Here is an 18003-nt window from a genome sequence, read left to right as displayed (position 1 = left end):
TCTGGTATCAGTTTTTTCGTTTAAAAAAGCAGGGCACAGTTATACGGTTTGAAGACATAAAATGCCAGTCATCAGGCCATCCACCTGCGTGTTTTGGGAGTTAGCTGATCATTTCACGTATTCAATTTCATTGACGTACCAGGTTGCGTCGCCGACCGGCGTGGTCACCACCAGACTGTCGCCCACTTCTTTTTTCAGCAGGGCGCGCGCCATCGGCGAATCGATAGAAATGTAGTCTTTGCGGCCAAAAATTTCGTCATAGCCGACAATACGGAAGCGCTTGATGTCGCCGTCGTCGTTTTCCACCTCCACCCACGCGCCAAAGAACACTTTTCCGTCCTGCTGTGGTGAGTAATCGACGATGCGCAGTTGCTCCAGACATTTCGTCAGATAACGCACGCGGCGGTCGATTTCGCGCAGCCGCTTTTTATTGTACTGATAGTCAGCATTTTCGCTGCGATCGCCCAGACTCGCGGCCCAGGTGACTTTTTTGGTCACCTCCGGTCGCTCTTCGCGCCACAGGAAGTCCAGTTCAGTTTTGAGCTTGTCGTAGCCTTCACGGGTAATCAGTTTGGTTTTCATGTCACCTGTCGCTTTCCTCAACATTCTCCGGCTATTGTTTCATACAATGGCGCCGCTGGCAGCGCAGAAATCAGCCGGAAATTCTGCGTTACTGCTACGCTATATCTGATGGCTTTGCGGGCAAATAATCTTTATCCTGCGGCGCAATGCGTTGAATTTAATAACAGTCCTGATTCACATAAAAATATCACTTCTGGCGATAGTTCACAGGGATTAGAGGTACAGCAGCAAATGGATTTATTAAAATTCTTACTTCGTCTGCCTTTTATATTGATAAAAGGTTTTTTCCGCGTGCTGGCTTTTATACTGAGCCTGCTGGGTCGCGTCTTCAAACCGGTGGTCGGCAATATCGACTGGCGTGCGCCTGCCTGGTGGGCAGCCACTTCCGGCTGGCTTAAGCGCAGTGTTACGCGCATGGAAAATGGCGTAGATCACTACCCGAAAACCATCAGCCTGGCGATTCTTGTTTTGCTGTGCGCCGCAGGGGCGGGCGTTTACGGCTGGCACTGGTGGCTCAGCCGCCCGCAGCCGATCGACCCGGCCCCGAGGGTGTATCAGGACACCAGCGTGCGTGTCAGCGGACCTGAAGTTGTGAATTACGCCGCGCAAAAACCTGCATCACAGCAGGTGATTTTCAATTTCCGCCATTCCGCCGCGCCCGTAACTGATGTTGGCAAAGTGGTTGAAAAAGGGATTTCCCTGAAACCTGCCGCCGAAGGTGAATGGAAATGGGTGAGCGGCTACACGCTGGTTTTCATCCCTAAAAATCCGCTGCCGATGGGCAGAAAATATGACGTGAACTTTACGCCTGATGTCCTGCTTGCGCCGCAAATCAAGCTGGCGAAAACCCGTTATGAATTCACCGCCCCTGCGTTCGATTATCAGCTGGGGCAGGCTGAGTACTATCAGGATCCACAGGACCCGCAAAAACGCAGCGCGATTTTTAACGTTAAATTCAATGCACCGGTGGATGTTGCCAGTTTCGAAAAACAGATTTCGCTTGGCCTGACCGAAGGTAAAGCGAAAACTGAGTCGAAACTCAATTACTCTGTGGTCTATGACCAGAAAAAACTCAACGCCTGGGTACATTCCGAGCCGCTGAAACCGCTCGATCACGGCGGTTCGGTGCGTGTCACCCTTGGCGAAGGCATTACATCGACCGTGCCGTCGAATGCGACTGCGCAGACTAAAAATGCCGTGGTGTCTGTGCCGACGCTTTACAGCCTGGCGGTGAATGAAGCCAGTGCGCAGGTGGTGGATGCCGATGGGGCGAAAGGTCAGCGGGCGCTGATCGTCGGTTTCAGCGACGCGGTGAAAGATAAAGATATCCGCCAGGCAGTCAAAGTCTGGCTATTGCCACAGCACAATCCAAATGATCAGGACGAGGCCAAAGGCCCGGATGATTATGCCAGCTGGGCCGTTGACAGCGTCGAAAACAATGTACTCGCGCAGTCCACGCCGCTGAATATCCAGCTTAATGATGCGGAAAGCGATTATCAGCCGCAGTTCAGCTTCCGCTTCGATGCGCCTGCCCGCCGCGCCATGCTGGTGGAAATTGACAATATTCTGACCTCTTCCGGTGGCTACAAAATGCCGGAAAAAGTGTACCGCATCGTCGCGGTTCCGGATTATCCGAAATCCCTGCAATTTATGTCGCAGGGCTCGCTGTTATCGGTCAGCGGTGACAAACAAATCAGCGTGGCGGCACGCAACGTGCCGGGCCTGCGTCTGGACATTAAACGGGTGATCCCAAGCCAGCTGCAACACATTGTGTCATTCAAAAGCCGTGAGTATTCATCGGCGGAATTTAACCGCCTGAATGACGAATATTTTACCGAGCACTTTACCTATCAGACGGCGGTCAATAACGACAAACCGGGCGACGTGAATTATCAGGGCGTCGATCTTTCGCGTTACCTCTCCACTGATCCGGCGTCACATCGTGGCGTATTCCTGCTGACGCTGTCGGAATGGGATCCGAAGAAGAAAGAAAATAAACCGGAAACTGATGACGACGGCAATGTCTATCAGGACGATGGGCAGGGCGAAGAAGAAGCACCGGTCGGCGACTCACGTTTTGTTGTCGTCACCGATTTGGGGATTATTGCCAAGCGTTCACAGGATAAAACACGTGATGTGTTTGTGCAGTCGATCCACAGCGGTGCGCCGGTGGCGAACGCGAAAGTTTCCGTGATTGCCAAAAACGGCATTACCCTGCTGACACAAACCACCGGTGCTGACGGTCATGTGCGCTTCCCTGCGCTGGACGTTTATACCCTTGAACGCCAGCCGGTGATGTTCCTGGTGGAAAAGGAGGGCGATGTCTCCTTCCTGCCGGCGGACCGGAATAACGATCGCGGTCTCGACTTCTCCCGTTTTGATGTCGATGGCGAAATCACGCCGAACGACCCGCGCACGCTGAGCAGCTATCTGTTCTCTGATCGTGGCGTTTATCGTCCGGGGGACACCTTCAATATCGGACTGATTACCCGCGCCGCCGACTGGAGCAACGGTCTGGCGGGTGTGCCGGTGCGGGCTGAAATTCACGATCCGCGCGACAAGCTGATGAGCACTATTCCGCTGACGCTCGGTGCCAGCGGTTTCAATGAGCTGAGTTATACCACTGACGATAATTCACCAACCGGTGAATGGAACATCTATTTGTATCTGATTGGCAAAGACAATGCCTCTTCCACTTTGCTGGGCCATACCTCGGTCAACGTCAAAGAGTTCGAGCCGGATCAACTGAAGGTGAAACTGCAACTGACGCCGGACCGCAGGCAGGGCTGGGTGAAACCGTCAGAATTGCAGGCCAGTATCGACGTACAGAACCTGTTCGGTACGCCCGCGCAGGACAGGCGTGTGACCTCCAGACTGACGCTGCGCCCGATGTATCCGAGCTTCGATCAATTCCCGGATTACGCTTTTTACGAGAACCGTCAGAACAGCGACGGTTTTGAAACCGAGCTGGAAGACCGCAAGACCGACGAAAATGGCGCGGCGAATATCCCGCTGGATCTGAAATCTTATGCTGACGCGACGTACCAGCTGCAACTGCTGTCCGAGGCGTTTGTGGCCGGTGGTGGCCGTTCCGTGGCTGCGACGGCGCGGGTGCTGGTATCGCCATATGACTCTCTGATCGGCGTAAAAGCCGACGGTGATTTAGGCTATATAAACCGCGATGCCGCACGACATCTGAACGTTATTGCGATCGACCCGTCGCTAAAACAGATTGCGCTGCCGGACCTGAAAGTCGCGCTGATTGAACAGAAATACATTTCAGTGCTGACCAAACAGGATTCCGGCGTTTACAAATATCAGTCGAAAATGAAGGAAGTGCCGTTGTCGGAACAACCGCTTTCGCTGACGGCGCAGGGCAACAACCTGACGCTGGCGACGGATAAACCCGGTGATTTCGTGCTGGTCATTGAAGATGCGAAAGGCAATGTGCTGAACCGCATTGGCTATACCGTGGCCGGTAACGCCAATCTCAGCCGTTCGCTGGACAGAAATGCTGAACTGAAGCTGAAACTCAATCAGGCGGAATATCAGCCAGGTGAGGAAATCGAGGTCTCCGTTAACGCGCCGTACACCGGCAGCGGGCTGATCACTATTGAGAAAGATAAAGTGTACAGCTGGCAGTGGTTCCATACCGACACCACCAGTTCGGTGCAGAAAATTCGCGTACCGGCGGGAATGGAAGGCAACGGTTACATTAACGTGCAGTTCGTGCGTGATGTGAATTCCAATGAAATCTTCATGAGTCCGCTGAGCTACGGGGTGATGCCGTTCAAAATCAGCACCAAAGCACGGCAGAACAGTCTTGAAGTCAACGCGCCTGAAGTGATTAAACCCGGCGAAAATCTGGTCATGACGGTGAAAACCGAGGGGCCGCAACAGGTGGCGCTGTTTGCTGTGGATGAAGGTATCTTGCAGGTGGCGCGTTATCGCCTGAAAGATCCCCTGGAGTTTTTCTTCCGTAAACGCGAACTGGGTGTGGAAAGCGCGCAGATTCTGGATCTTATCCTGCCGGAATTCAGCAAGCTGATGCAGCTGGCCGCCGCGCCGGGCGGCGATGCCGGTGAAGGGCTGGATCTGAACGTCAATCCGTTCAAACGTAAGCGCGATAAGCCCGTTGCGTACTGGTCGGGTATTACCGACGTGAACGGTGAGAAGCAGTTTAATTATCCGGTGCCGGATTACTTTAACGGTAAAATCCGCGTGATGGCGATTTCCGTCACGCCGGACAAAATAGGGAAAGCGCAGACCTCGGCGACCGTGCGCGACAACTTCATCATGACGCCAAACGTGCCGTCGATGGTGGCACCGGGCGATGAGTTTGATGTCAGCGTGGGGGTCAGCAATAACCTCGAAGGGCTGAACGGCAAAAGCATCCCGGTTGCGATTCACCTGACCGTACCGCCGCAGCTTGAAGTGGTGGGTAACGCCGATCAAAACGTGTCACTGGCAGAAAAACGCGAAGGCGTGGTTAACTTCCGCCTGCGCGCCAAAGCGTTGCCGGGCGATGCACCGCTGGTGTTTGTCGCGAAGTATGCAGATAAAACCAGCCGCCGGACGATCAGTACGTCGGTGCGCCCGGCGATGCCGTTCCGCACGCAGTCAGTGATGGGGCGTATGAGCGGCAGCAGTCAGAACGTCGATAACCTGCGCCAGATGTTTGATGCTTATGCGGTGCGCACGGCAGCGGTATCCAACTCGCCGTTAGTGCTGACCCGCGGCTTATCCCAATATCTGGCGGATTATCCGTATTACTGTTCTGAGCAGATTGTCAGCCGCTCCGTGCCGTTGATCCTCGAAACAATGCATCCGGAAATGCGCGGCAATCTCAGCCCGGCGGACAGCAGCAAGCAACTGAAAGACATGATGGCGGTGCTGCGTTCACGTCAGAACGACAGCGGCGCGATTGGCCTGTGGCGTTCATCGCCGCAAACCGATCCGTTTGTCACACCGTACGTGGTGCAATATTTGCTGGAAGCCAAAGCGGCGGGCATCGCGTTGCCTGCCGGTATGCTGGAAGAGGCCAATTCGGCGCTGCGCGAACTGGCAGCCAATCAGAACGATGATTTGTATACCCTGCGTCTGCGGGCATGGGCGGTATATCTGCTAACCCGTCAGGGTGAAATCACCACCAGTTTACTGGCCTCGGTGCAGGACACATTACAGCAGCGTTATCCACAGAGCTGGGAAACCGATCTGAGCGCGATGTATCTGGCGTCGTCATACCGTTTGCTGAAAATGGATGATGAGGCGAATACGTTGTTACAGCCAACCTGGAAGCAACTGAGCAAGGCGTATGACACAGCATGGTGGACGCAAAGTTATTTTGATCCGCTGGTGCAGGACGCGACGCGGCTGTATCTGATCACCCGTCACTTCCCGGAAAAAGTGTCGGCCATTCCGCCGCAGGTACTGGAAAATATGGTTAAAGCGCTGAAAGAAGAGCGCTATACGACGTATTCCTCGGCGATGAGCATTCTGGCGCTGGAGAGTTATTCCACACAGGTGGCGGCGCAGGCGACAGTGCCGGATGCGCTGAAAATCACGCAGATCAGCAAAACGAAAAACGTCGAACCGCAGCTGATTTCTCAGGTTCAGGGGCTGTTTGCGAAAGCGAATTTCACTGCTGACGCGCAGGCTATCCGGGTAGAAAACAGCAACAATGCGCCAGCCTGGTATGTGGTGACGCAGGCGGGCTACGATCTGGCCGCGCCGGAGAAAGCCATTTCCCGTGGTCTGGAAATCACCCGCGATTACACCGATGAGCAGGGTAAGCCGGTGACGCAGATTACGCTGGGGCAGAAGATCAATGTACATCTGAAAGTTCGCGCTAATTCGCAGGAAGGACAAAGTAATCTGGCGATTGTTGATTTGCTGCCGGGTGGTTTTGAAGTGGTGCAGCAAACACCACCGGAGCCGGAATCTGACAGTGATGAGGAAAACAATGGCGCAGAGGCTTCTGCGTCATGGCAGTCACCACTGGCGGCATCGGGTTCGACATGGGCACCGGATTACAGCGATATTCGTGAAGATCGCGTGGTGATTTATGGCAGCGCCAGTACCGATGTGCAGGAGTTTGTGTATCAGATTAAAGCCACCAATACCGGCAGCTTCCTCATTCCGCCAGCCTACGGTGAGGCGATGTACAATCGTGATGTTCAGGCTTTGTCCGTCAGTGATAAAAAACTGGTGGTCGTGCCGGCGGATGACACAGCAGTGGCTGAAAAATAACAAAACGCAGAGCCCCGTCGTTTACGGCGGGGCGTAACCTGTTCTGAGTAGCAAGATGATCACCTTTCCCGCATTTTCCAAAACAGCCAAACGTCAACTGCAAAACATAGCAATGGCGGTTTTTTTACTGGTGCTGATTATGGTGGCGTGTCGCCTCTGGCCGCATCCGCCTCTTTCGCAAGGGCAACCTTTTTCCACCGTTTACTATGACCGGCAGGGCACGCTGATGCGTATCACGCTGGCGAACGATGATCGCTACCGGCTGTGGACGCCGCTGGAACAGGTGTCTCCGCTGGCGGTGAAAAGCTTGTTGCTGCACGAAGATCGCGAGTTCTATTATAACCCCGGTTTCAATCCGTTCAGCCTGATGCGGGGTTTCTGGCGCAGCTATATCGCTGGCGAAAAGATGCAGGGCGGCTCGACCATCACAATGCAACTCGCGCGAATGCGCTGGCATCTGAATACCCGCACGCCATCCGGTAAATTCATGCAGGTGTTGCGTGCTGTGCAACTGGAGCTGAGTTATTCCAAACATGACATTCTTGAAGCCTATCTGAACAACGCGCCGTACGGACGAAATATTGAAAGTATTGGCGCGGCCAGCCTGATCTATTTTAACAAAGCCCCGAAATACCTGACGTTACCGGAAGCCATGACGCTGGCAGTTTTGCCGCAATCGCCGAGCAACCGTATCGACCCTAAAACCGGTGTTGTCGGTGCGGCGCTGACGCAGGCACGTAATCGGCTTTTCCTGCGCTGGCAGGCGCATTATGCGACAGACAGCAGCCAGCTTTCATTATTCCGATTGCCGTTGGCCATGCGCCAGCCCGAGCGGATGCCATACATTGCACCACATTTCATTGAACAGTTACGTCAGCAAAACCCGCAGGTTATCCGCACGGATACCCGAATTGATACTACCCTGGATGCGGGTTTGCAGCGGCTGACCGAGCGTCAGGTCAATGCATTTATCACCCGCAATACAAACCGTGGTATTCACAATGCCGCCGTTTTACTGGTCGACACCCGTGATATGGGTGTGCGTGCGCTGGTTGGGTCTGCGGATTATTACAATCGTGCGATTCAGGGGCAGGTAAATGGCACCAATGCCAAACGCTCGCCGGGATCGGCGCTCAAGCCCTTCATTTATGCGCTGGGCATGGAACAGGGTGTCCTGCACCCGATGACTATCCTGAAGGATGTGCCTTCCGCGTTTGGTGCCTACGCGCCGGAGAACTTTGATCGCCGCTTTCTCGGTCCGGTGACCGCAACTGATGCACTGAATTTCAGTCGCAATATTCCTGCCGTCTATGTCGCGTCACAGCTTCACCAGCCAACGTTCTATCAGTTCCTGCGTCTGTCCGGCATCGCCAATATGTCCGGCGAAAATCACTACGGTTTGTCGCTGGTGCTGGGCGGCGGGGAGGTGACGATGCAGGAACTGGCAAAACTGTATGCCCTGCTGGCGAACCGGGGTGTGTTGCAACCACTGCGGATGCAAAAGTCCGATCCACGCCAGACGGTGCCAGTGCGTTTGCTGAGTGAGGAAGCCAGTTTTATGACACTCGACATGCTGCGCCAGCACCGCCGACCTGGCGATACGCTGGCACAGGCGCCGTCTTCGCTGCCGGTTTATTGGAAGACCGGCACCTCCTGGGGCTTTCGTGATGCCTGGAGCGTGGGGGTTTTCGGGCCTTATGTGTTAGTCGTATGGGAAGGGAATTTTGACAGTAAAGGCAACAACGTGTTTGTCGGCGCAGAGGCGGCGGCGCCGTTATTTTTCAATATTATCGACAACATTAACGCCAGTTATCCTGATTTGCAGGAGCCTGAACGCCCGTTTCCGAAGCGGCTGAAGCGGGTTGATATCTGCCTCGCCAGTGGTGATTTACCAACGCCGTGGTGCCAGCAAAAAGGGAAAACCTGGTTTATTCCGGGCAAGTCGCCGATCAAAGTTGATACGGTTTACCGGCCGGTACGTCTCGATAAACTCACCGGTGAGGTGGCCTGCCCGCCTTATGAAGAAGACGAAACCCGTACGGAAGTGTTTGAGTTCTGGCCATCGGATCTGGCGAATGTGTTTGCACAGGCAGGCCTGCCAAAACGCAAACCCCCGGCCAATCACTGCAAAGATGAGGGGGTGGATGTCAGCGGTAATCCTCCGCGCATCACATCACCACTGAAAAATACCACTTACACGCTGCGGCAGTCACTGCAAGGTCGTGACCGGATTGCCTTTAATGCGGTCACGGATGCGGACAGTAAAACGGTGTATTGGTTTGTCGATGACATCTACCTCGGCAGCTCTGCCAGCAAATCTGCTATCAACTGGCGGCCCATCAATAACGGCCAGTACCGTATCCGTGCGGTCGACGATCATGGAAGGGCGGACAGCCGGTTAGTGAATATAGAGATTGTGAACTGAAGAAGGATGCTCTGAAGAGAACAGGCAGCATCAAGGCTGCCTTTTTAGCACTTATTTAATATCAATTTTCAGGGTCGCGACCCCGCTGAATTCACCGGTTTCCAACTTACCGCCGACCAGATTGATGGGGTAGGCACTCAGGGTTATCTGCCCCTCACCGTTCTGATTCATAGGCAGTATGCCGTTTCTGAACGGGATAGATATTCCGCCACTATCTAAAACAGTGATGCCAATATCGGCCACATTATCCTTAGCACGGCGTCTGCCCACCAGATAGTACTGATCAACCACATCTTCTGCTTCGAGCGTCATGGTTAATTTGTTGCCGGAAGGAATGACCGGAAGACCATTTTGCGTACAGTCGTAAACGATATCGAATGTATTAGGTCGGAAATTCTCCGGTGGTTGTTTGAGCCGGGTAAATGTGGCCGCGCTAATGGTGCCAAAATCTACCGATATAATTTCACCTTTATTGATCTCGCAACTTTGAGGAACCGTAATGGTACCGCCGATATAAACAATGGCGACCGGAACAGTCGATTTTGTGCTGTATGAGGATGATGTTGCAGACGTTGCATAGATTTCAGCTACCGCAGTACGCGGGATTTCCAGCTGACCCACAAAGGGTTTTGTGACGTAGAACGACAGGCTGCCTTCCGAGCCAGTGGTCAAGGTGTCCTGTGTACTTTGCTGTGGGCAAATTCCCGTTCCGTCCTTATCCCAGTGTCGTGTGGCATCACTGATTTTACTCGCCGGAACAATCACTGGCTCTGACGTTTTAGGAATAGCGATACGTGTCATCACATCCAGATGATCATTAATTTTATAATAATTGTTTGTATGTCCGGCCGGTAAAGAGGATTTCAGGGCATAAAGGATCAGTATGGCATCGGTACTCACATCGGCATCTGAGCAATTACACATTATCTGGTAACCCTGATGACCTGCATTAAATGCACGTTCATAGGACTTACCCACGGTATTCTCTTCTGCTTTCATGTCTTCATTGAGCGAATTGTCATAAGACAGCGCGCTGCCCGTGCTGGGCTCGCAGGCTTCCGACCCTGCAAGGGCTGAAGAGGAATACGTACCTGACAATGCTAATACCAGCGCGAGGAGGGTGATCCTCTGCTTCCCTTTGTTTATCTTCATCTTCATCCTTAAATGCACTGAGCCGTGAGAGTCTGCACAGACTTCCCGGATGTTTTCACTTTGATATTCGCACGACATTGTTGGCTTGCTGCAAATCCCCATTTCACATGCAGCACGGTCATTTTTTCCGGGGTGAGCCCTGTCAGATACAAGATACCGCCATCATCAACAATATTTTCCAGCGTCTGATCTTCACTTACCGCAACGGCTCCAAAGGGGACGGGTTTATTACCGGGTTGAACCAGTTTGATTAATGCTCTTACGCCGATATGCGCATCGAAGTGAGCCGTGACCATGGCGCCTTTATTAGGAATCACTATTTCTGAATTATTTTTGACATCAACATCTTCCGGTAAAGTCGTGGTATCGATAGAAATACGATTTTCGCTATAAGGCGTCAGATAAGGGACGATCGCATAACCACGCCAGTCTGTTTTCAACCCCGGGATGTTTTGTATCCGCGCACCACTGGCCCCGTTTGCATCTATCAGGGCGAAAGAATTACTGAGAGGCTGAGATAAGGTAATACCGTGCGAATGGGCTACAAGGCCACCCGACATGCCATAGCTGGTTTGCCGGGTAACATCGTCATAGTTATAACCTGCATTGAGTGTACCGAAAGCCGCACGGTATGAAGAATAAAGACTGCTGCTGTTGCCGCCTCCGTGATCCGTGTGGCTTTGCTGCAAGTTGTAGCTTAGCCGATTGTCATCTAATGCTGTTCCGCTTAATCCGACCTGCTGACGGGTATCACCGCCTTTTTGCTGCGTCGCGTTATAGGATGCCCAGCTGTTTGGCAGCCAGCGACTTAACGGAATACGGACATTCAGCGCGAACTGCTGATCACTGTCTTCATCTTCCAGACGGCTGTAGATGTACGTCAGGTTATAATTGATTCCGTAGAGGCTGAAGTTAAGCCCCAGTGCGAGATTTTTCTCTGTGTCACTTCTCTGCCAGTAATCCTGCTGGTAAGCCGAAAGATACATGCTCGTGCCTTCCCATAATCCCTGGTTAACACTCACCTGAAATTTGCTGCGCTTATGACCGTCCAGAGAAGAGGATTCGTTGTCGTCCTGGTGTTCATTCGCTTCATCGAAGTCATAGAAACCTGCCGTTGAATAACGATACCCAGCCAATGTCACGTTGGTTTCCGTGGCTTCGATATTTTTGGAATACTGTATTCGATAAGATTGCCCGGTATGACGTTGATCGTTATCCAAAGTCGTTTGGGCATAAGTCATGTCTAAAGAGACTGAACCTAATGAATGAAGGCTAAAACCTGTGCCAGCAATTCCGGCCAAATAATCGGTTGAAAGCAGGGTGCCGGTGTATAAAGTGATATCGTTAGTCACCCCATAAATTGCGGTGGCCTGTGCGAACTCAGGTTCGCGGTCATTTTTATCTGCCGCACGGTACCTGGCCAGAGTCGCGCTGTATTTTAACCGCCCCGGACGCTGCATAACCGGTACGGCAGCAAAAGGCTGATTGAAACGTCGCTCAGTCCCGTCGGCTTCTTTAACTGTAACTTCTAAATCTCCGCTATAGGCCGTGGGATACAAATCTGTTATTTCAAAAGCACCTGGCGCGACATAACTTTGATAAATGATGTAGCCATTTTGTCTAATGGTAACTTCAGCATTGGAGTTAGCGATCCCCCTGATCGTGGGCGCAAATCCTTTCATGCTGTTGGGCAGCATGTTGTCGTCTGAGGACAATTGAATACCGGTAAATTGCTGGCTGGGGAAAATATCTCCAGGTGTGGAGCTTTCTCCGATAATCATTTTAGATTTAAGAAATTTGATATCCCGCTCAACGTTTGTGGAGATGACATCCCATGAGTTCTCTCCCTCGTTACTGCTGTAAGTGGTGTAGTTACGAAAACGCCAGGGGCCTGCATTAAATCCATTCTGAAGATTCAAATATTGGCTGGAATCACCACCGCCATTCCTGTTCTCGCGCTTTGCGCCCGAAAAAGTGTAGTTGGAAAACAAGACCGGAACGCCGTCATCCCATCTGGCAGGATCAACAAAATCCTTCGCCCGGTTGTTCATCGCGGCCTGAGGAATACTGATATCGAGTTTCATCAGGTTGAAATCAAGTTTTGCATCCGCAGCAGGAATATAGACGGAGAGATGCTGCAAAGGGGCATTATGTTCATGCGCGACTAATACAGGAAAAGCATCAACATTCACGTTTAACGCACGCAGTAAATCCGGGGTGATTTGCGGAACAAGCGAACCATCGGCTGCCTGATCGTAACGTATCTGCTGCTGCAGGATTTTTTTCTGATTAACGTAAATCGTGGTGTCATAAGTCCCGGCTATTTGGGCTTTATCACTGAGGGTGAAGATCGACAAATCCACGGGTCCGGTTTCAGGACCGGAGTGCTCCATTAATCTCGGGTCAAAATAGACTTCACCAGATGTTTCTGCATGTGCCTGACAAGTCAGCGCAATGTGCACCAGCATACTCACAATGCACAGTTTAAAAAGAATACGCCGCCGGCAAGAAGAGACGGCGTGTGCCTGCTGGCGTATTGCACGATGATTGTCATCAAACGATATCGTCATAGAATCTCTTATGGAAAACGTAATGTTGGTTGCCAAAAAATGGGGAATTACAGAGTGCGTTCTTCAAAAGCAGAACTGCCGCCAAAGTCATTGATGGCTCCCCAGCGGATGATATTTCCAGAAATATCGGGGGGCAGTTTCACCGTTATCTGAGCTCCGGGCGCAATCATGTCAGTATCTTTCAACGGCGTATTTCCCAGCTTAAGTGAACTAAAAACGACGTAATAAGGAGACGGGTTGGTAATTCGGAGCTCGTTATGGTCCCGGAAAAACGTCAGTGATTTGTAAGCTTCAGCGCTACGACCCGACAGATTTTGTGGTCGGTAAAAAAGTTTGATGCGGCTTTTAAACACCAACTTAAGTTCATTTGTATTATTTTTGGGAGAAGAGGGAATTGCCCGAACATTTATATAGAATATGGATTCTTTATCGGATGGTAATTCACTGCCCGTATACGAAATACGAAGAGCATTTTCTTGTTTTGCATTTAGTCTGAACAATGGCGGCGTGACAACAAAAGGCCCTCGACTTTTCCCATCCCCTGTGTCAATCCATGACTGAATCAGGAAAGGTATATTTTCTGAATTATTTGTCAGAGGGAGTGATGCCTCTTTTTTATCCGCCTCATAAATGATTCGTGTTCTGCCAACAATGATACCGCCAGCGTAACACAGCTGACAGCCAAGCAAATAAATAAGGAGAATGTTTATTGATAATCTAATTATTTTAGGCATGTCATCGCATCCTGCAATTAACAACAATTAATTGTCATAACATAAAACAGGCAGGCTGATATGCCTGCCTGAACGGGGGGGGGTAGAAATTAACGGTAATCTAACGTGACATTAACAACAGCATCGGCCAGACCAGCAGTGATCGCCGTAGCAGCAGCAAAAGACTCATAATAGGCCATCAGATTCACATTCATGACGTCGCCTTCAATGTTATAAGTCAATGTCGGTAGTGTGTTGATTTCTAAAGGTGTGCTTGGTGTTTTTGCATCTACGATACGGATGCCGACCCCTGTCGCAGAGGTGCCATCTTTGAATTCATCCGCAATCTGAATCAGATTCGGGTGATCGGGTACAGTAGGTGCTTCCAGCCAGATACGGAAATGATCTGTTTCCTCACTGCCATCTTCTGCATAGGGGCAATTCGTTAATGGAATAGTGAAAGGTATTTTTGGTGAAGGATCGCCGACACTCACAAATTGGGCAGCTGAATAAGTCCCTAGTGGAACATCAATATCCTGATAGCCATTTATGATACACGCCTGAGTGATTATTTCGCCGTGAAAGTTAATAGCGCCATCAGTCGCATAGCTATTGACTGCCATAGCCATAAATATCCCACCCGCTAAGAGTTTGAGCTTAGTTTTCATTTTGCATCCATTCTGAAATAAAAAGTGAAGGTTAACAAAAGATAAGTTGAATAGATTTTAATAAAACCTATGACTCACCTTTTCTCGTCGGATTCTATCAACAGTTTTATCCATTGAATAGAGGATGGCGGCTTATGAATTTAAAGCACTTTTATTTTCCCTGCGGATATATAGTTATTAATGATCATTAATGTTTGATTGATTTATTTCCTTGATCAATTGATCATTAATTGATCGGCTTTTAAAAGGGAGTGTTATTTATAAGTTCTTTATTATTAATTAAACGAATGATTAGATTCTATGAAATTTCCGCAAATTTCTTTACTGAAGTCATCCGTAAGGGGGCTTTTTGCCATAAATGGTCAGGTAGTGAACAACCCAGCGCAGGAGCGGTAACGGGGATGAGGGGGACAAACGGTAACAAACCATCCTTCGCGTGCGGAAGATTCCTCTGATATTGTTGATAAATTAGGAAATCCATAATCATTGTTACAATTTCGACTAGAATATATACCATTAAACGCTGTCTGTTTTAGCTGACTTTTCTAACAATACAAGCTTCAGGCATTCACGCCTTTGGGAGATTTAAATGCAAGAAAATCACAAGATTCTGGTGGTCGATGACGATATGCGTCTGCGCGCACTTCTTGAGCGTTATCTGACTGAACAGGGCTTCCAGGTGCGTAGCGTTGCCAATGCTGAACAAATGGACCGTTTACTGACCCGTGAATCATTCCACCTGATGGTTCTGGATCTGATGCTGCCCGGTGAAGATGGTTTGTCGATCTGCCGTCGCCTGCGTAGCCAGAGCAACCCGATGCCGATCATTATGGTTACGGCAAAAGGTGAAGAAGTAGACCGTATCGTGGGGCTGGAAATTGGTGCCGACGACTATATTCCTAAGCCATTTAACCCGCGTGAATTGCTGGCCCGTATCCGTGCTGTCCTGCGCCGTCAGGCCAATGAACTGCCAGGCGCACCTTCTCAGGAAGAAGCGGTCATCTCATTTGGTAAATTCAAACTGAACCTCGGTACCCGCGAAATGTTCCGCGAAGATGAACCTATGCCGCTGACCAGTGGCGAGTTTGCCGTGTTGAAAGCGCTGGTAAGCCATCCGCGTGAGCCGCTGTCCCGTGACAAGCTGATGAATCTGGCGCGTGGCCGTGAATACAGTGCGATGGAACGTTCTATCGATGTGCAGATTTCCCGTCTGCGCCGCATGGTAGAAGAAGATCCGGCGCATCCGCGCTATATCCAGACAGTCTGGGGCCTGGGCTATGTATTTGTACCGGACGGCAGTAAGGCATGAAGCGAATACGCTTTTCACCGCGTAGCTCGTTTGCCCGAACCCTGTTATTAATCGTCACCTTGCTGTTCGTCAGCCTGGTGACGACCTATCTGGTGGTGCTGAATTTCGCCATTCTGCCCAGCCTTCAACAGTTCAATAAGGTACTGGCATACGAAGTGCGTATGCTGATGACCGACCGGTTGCAGCTGGAGGATGGGACGTTGCTGGCTGTGCCACCGGCATTTCGTCGCGAAATCTACCGCGAACTGGGCATTTCTCTTTATACCAACTCTGCGGCAGAGGAGAGTGGTTTGCGCTGGGCGCAGCATTACGAATTCCTCAGTCAGCAGATGGCACAGCAGCTCGGTGGCCCTACCGACGTGCGCGTCGAGGTCAATAAAAATACCCCAGTGGTGTGGTTGAAAACCTGGTTGTCGCCTGACATCTGGGTGCGTGTCCCGCTAACCGAAATCCATCAGGGCGATTTCTCTCCGTTATTCCGCTATACGCTGGCGATTATGTTGTTGGCGATTGGTGGTGCCTGGCTGTTTATCCGTATTCAGAACCGACCCCTGGTCGAGCTGGAACATGCGGCGTTGCAGGTCGGTAAAGGTATTATTCCGCCACCGCTGCGTGAATACGGTGCGTCTGAGGTGCGTTCTGTTACGCGAGCCTTCAATCAGATGGCAGCCGGTGTCAAATTGCTGGCTGATGACCGTACTTTACTGATGGCGGGTGTCAGCCACGATTTGCGTACCCCGCTGACGCGTATTCGTCTGGCGACAGAAATGATGGGTGATGATGATAGCTATCTCGCTGAGTCGATCAATAAAGACATAGAAGAGTGCAATGCCATCATCGAGCAGTTCATCGATTATTTGCGCACCGGCCAGGAGATGCCGACAGAAATCACCGATCTCAACAGTATTTTGGGTGAAGTGATCGCGACGGAAAGCGGGTATGAGCGTGAAATAGATTCTGATCTGGCCGACGGTGAATTGCTGGTTAATGTGCATCCGCTGTCGATCAAACGTGCGGTGGTCAATATGGTGGTCAACGCCGCCCGATATGGCGACGGCTGGATTAAAGTCAGCAGTGGCCGCGAACTGCAGCGGGCCTGGTTCCAGGTGGAGGACGATGGTCCGGGTATTGAACCTGACCAGCTTAAGCATTTGTTCCAGCCCTTCGTGCGTGGTGAAAGTGCGCGTACCACCAGCGGAACCGGACTCGGTCTGGCGATTGTTCAGCGCATTATTGATGCCCATTCGGGCACGCTGGATATCGGGAAAAGTGACCGGGGAGGATTGCGGATTCGCGCATATTTGCCGTTGCCGGTGGAGATGCTGAAAGCGGTGGCGGTTCAGCAGAAACCGGTTTGATTAAGGGGGGCCTTAATAGTCCCTTTTATTCAGACAGGTGAAAGTTTCGGTTTCTTAATTCGGGATTGCAGCCTCAAGTCTGCAACCTGTCATTCAGCACGTTTCTGAACCGCCCGCACGATCTTAAATTCAAAGGCAGTTGTGCTCCTCCCCCTGCGAAGGGGAGGCAGGGAGGGCGTTTTACGGTTGTCGCTGCAGCACCGGAAGCAAAGTCAGCGGGCGAAGCGCGCAGTGAAAGGCCAGTGCCGGCAATCCACCCCTCAACTCTTCCTGCTCATCACATAATATTCTGCCGCTTCTTCCCGCCATCTCGGCGTCTCCGCTGTATCCCACGGATTAACTAACACCACGCCCGTATGGGCAAACACTTCCGTGTGATCCGTGGCCAGCCTCGCCTGATGGTGCAGGCAAATCGCCGCAAGCTGCATATCACGCTCCGACATCACGATATTGGCCGCCTTTGATAATGTCAGCACCTCCGGGTAATACAGTGCGCTGGCAGCATCAAATGACAGCAGACGCCCGGCGAAATCCTGGTTTAACATCTCCAGTAAGGCATCGGAAAGTGCGGCCTTCGGCTGGTTCTCCGGCAGATTATCCGCCCAGGTGAAAAGCGCCGCGACGTTCAGGCTGGTCAGGTACAGTTGTGTTGCGTCCTGCGCATCCAGCCATTGCAGCACGTTCTTTTGCGGTCCGGGGCTAATCATCTCAAGGATGACGGCGGTATTGAGGATAATCATTTCGGTGGTCGTTCCAGGTGTTCCACGCTCAGGGAAGAGAAACGTTGTCGAAGCTGACTGCCAAGACCAAAACCAGGCACCGCAGTGGTCAGCGCCTGTTTCAGTATTAAACGTGCTTCTTCTTCCATCGAATGGCCTTTTCTGGCTGCAGCGATGCGCAGTAATTCCTTCACTTCATCATCCAGGTTACGAACGGTAATTGTCGCCATAACAGGCTCCTCTGTCAGCAATACTGTT

Annotated in this window: 11 protein-coding genes; 4 read left to right on the top strand and 7 right to left on the bottom strand. The window is 51.4% G+C overall.

Features of this window, described 5'->3' with window-relative positions; translation table 11 throughout:
* Positions 1 to 108 precede the first annotated feature (108 nt).
* Complete coding sequence (greB, locus tag EVX52_RS13285; RefSeq protein WP_129953807.1) at positions 109 to 582, bottom strand: transcription elongation factor GreB; 474 nt, start codon at positions 580 to 582, stop codon at positions 109 to 111.
* Between the two features lie 231 nt (positions 583 to 813).
* Between greB and EVX52_RS13280 the strand changes: the two genes are divergently transcribed.
* Both EVX52_RS13280 and pbpC read left to right on the top strand, forming a co-directional pair.
* Positions 814 to 6831, top strand: a complete 6018-nt coding sequence (locus EVX52_RS13280) for an MG2 domain-containing protein (RefSeq protein WP_129991460.1) — start codon at positions 814 to 816, stop codon at positions 6829 to 6831.
* A gap of 55 nt (positions 6832 to 6886) precedes the next feature.
* A complete protein-coding gene (gene pbpC / locus EVX52_RS13275; RefSeq protein WP_129991459.1) occupies positions 6887 to 9256 on the top strand; it encodes a penicillin-binding protein 1C in 2370 nt (789 codons plus the stop codon).
* Between the two features lie 51 nt (positions 9257 to 9307).
* Here the strand turns inward: pbpC and EVX52_RS13270 are convergent, their stop codons facing one another.
* The 4 genes from EVX52_RS13270 to EVX52_RS13255 all read right to left on the bottom strand — a co-directional run bounded on the left by EVX52_RS13270 (position 9308) and on the right by EVX52_RS13255 (position 14359).
* A complete protein-coding gene (locus tag EVX52_RS13270; protein WP_129991458.1) occupies positions 9308 to 10408 on the bottom strand; it encodes a fimbrial protein in 1101 nt (366 codons plus the stop codon).
* Between the two features lie 8 nt (positions 10409 to 10416).
* Positions 10417 to 12876: a fimbria/pilus outer membrane usher protein gene (locus EVX52_RS13265; RefSeq protein WP_129991568.1), complete on the bottom strand. Its 2460-nt coding sequence runs from the start codon at positions 12874 to 12876 to the stop codon at positions 10417 to 10419.
* Between the two features lie 149 nt (positions 12877 to 13025).
* Positions 13026 to 13712: a molecular chaperone gene (locus EVX52_RS13260; RefSeq protein ID WP_129991457.1), complete on the bottom strand. Its 687-nt coding sequence runs from the start codon at positions 13710 to 13712 to the stop codon at positions 13026 to 13028.
* Between the two features lie 89 nt (positions 13713 to 13801).
* Entirely contained in the window at positions 13802 to 14359 is a 558-nt protein-coding gene (locus tag EVX52_RS13255; RefSeq protein WP_129991456.1) for a fimbrial protein, read from the bottom strand.
* A 589-nt stretch (positions 14360 to 14948) separates the two neighbouring features.
* On the opposite strand from EVX52_RS13255, the gene ompR reads away from it, so the two are divergent.
* Both ompR and envZ read left to right on the top strand, forming a co-directional pair.
* Positions 14949 to 15668, top strand: a complete 720-nt coding sequence (ompR, locus tag EVX52_RS13250) for a two-component system response regulator OmpR (protein WP_009635740.1) — start codon at positions 14949 to 14951, stop codon at positions 15666 to 15668.
* Positions 15665 to 17026 carry a two-component system sensor histidine kinase EnvZ gene (gene envZ, locus EVX52_RS13245; protein ID WP_129991455.1) on the top strand — a complete coding sequence of 454 codons (1362 nt, stop codon included), beginning with the start codon at positions 15665 to 15667 and terminating at the stop codon, positions 17024 to 17026. Before ompR ends, envZ begins: the two co-directional genes overlap by 4 nt.
* A 260-nt stretch (positions 17027 to 17286) precedes the next feature.
* Here envZ and EVX52_RS13240 read toward each other — a convergent pair whose 3' ends face one another.
* Together EVX52_RS13240 and EVX52_RS13235 are read right to left on the bottom strand one after the other, a co-directional pair.
* Positions 17287 to 17766, bottom strand: a complete 480-nt coding sequence (locus tag EVX52_RS13240) for a type II toxin-antitoxin system VapC family toxin (RefSeq protein WP_129953799.1) — start codon at positions 17764 to 17766, stop codon at positions 17287 to 17289.
* Positions 17763 to 17975 carry a plasmid stabilization protein gene (locus tag EVX52_RS13235; RefSeq protein ID WP_129953798.1) on the bottom strand — a complete coding sequence of 71 codons (213 nt, stop codon included), beginning with the start codon at positions 17973 to 17975 and terminating at the stop codon, positions 17763 to 17765. Before EVX52_RS13235 ends, EVX52_RS13240 begins: the two co-directional genes overlap by 4 nt.
* Positions 17976 to 18003: the final 28 nt, after the last annotated feature.

Source organism: Rahnella sp. CFA14(1/10) (assembly GCF_004195095.1).
Lineage (GTDB): Bacteria > Pseudomonadota > Gammaproteobacteria > Enterobacterales > Enterobacteriaceae > Rahnella > Rahnella perminowiae.
Note: the sequence above shows the minus strand (reverse complement) of the source record. Positions and strands in the feature narration are given on the sequence as shown.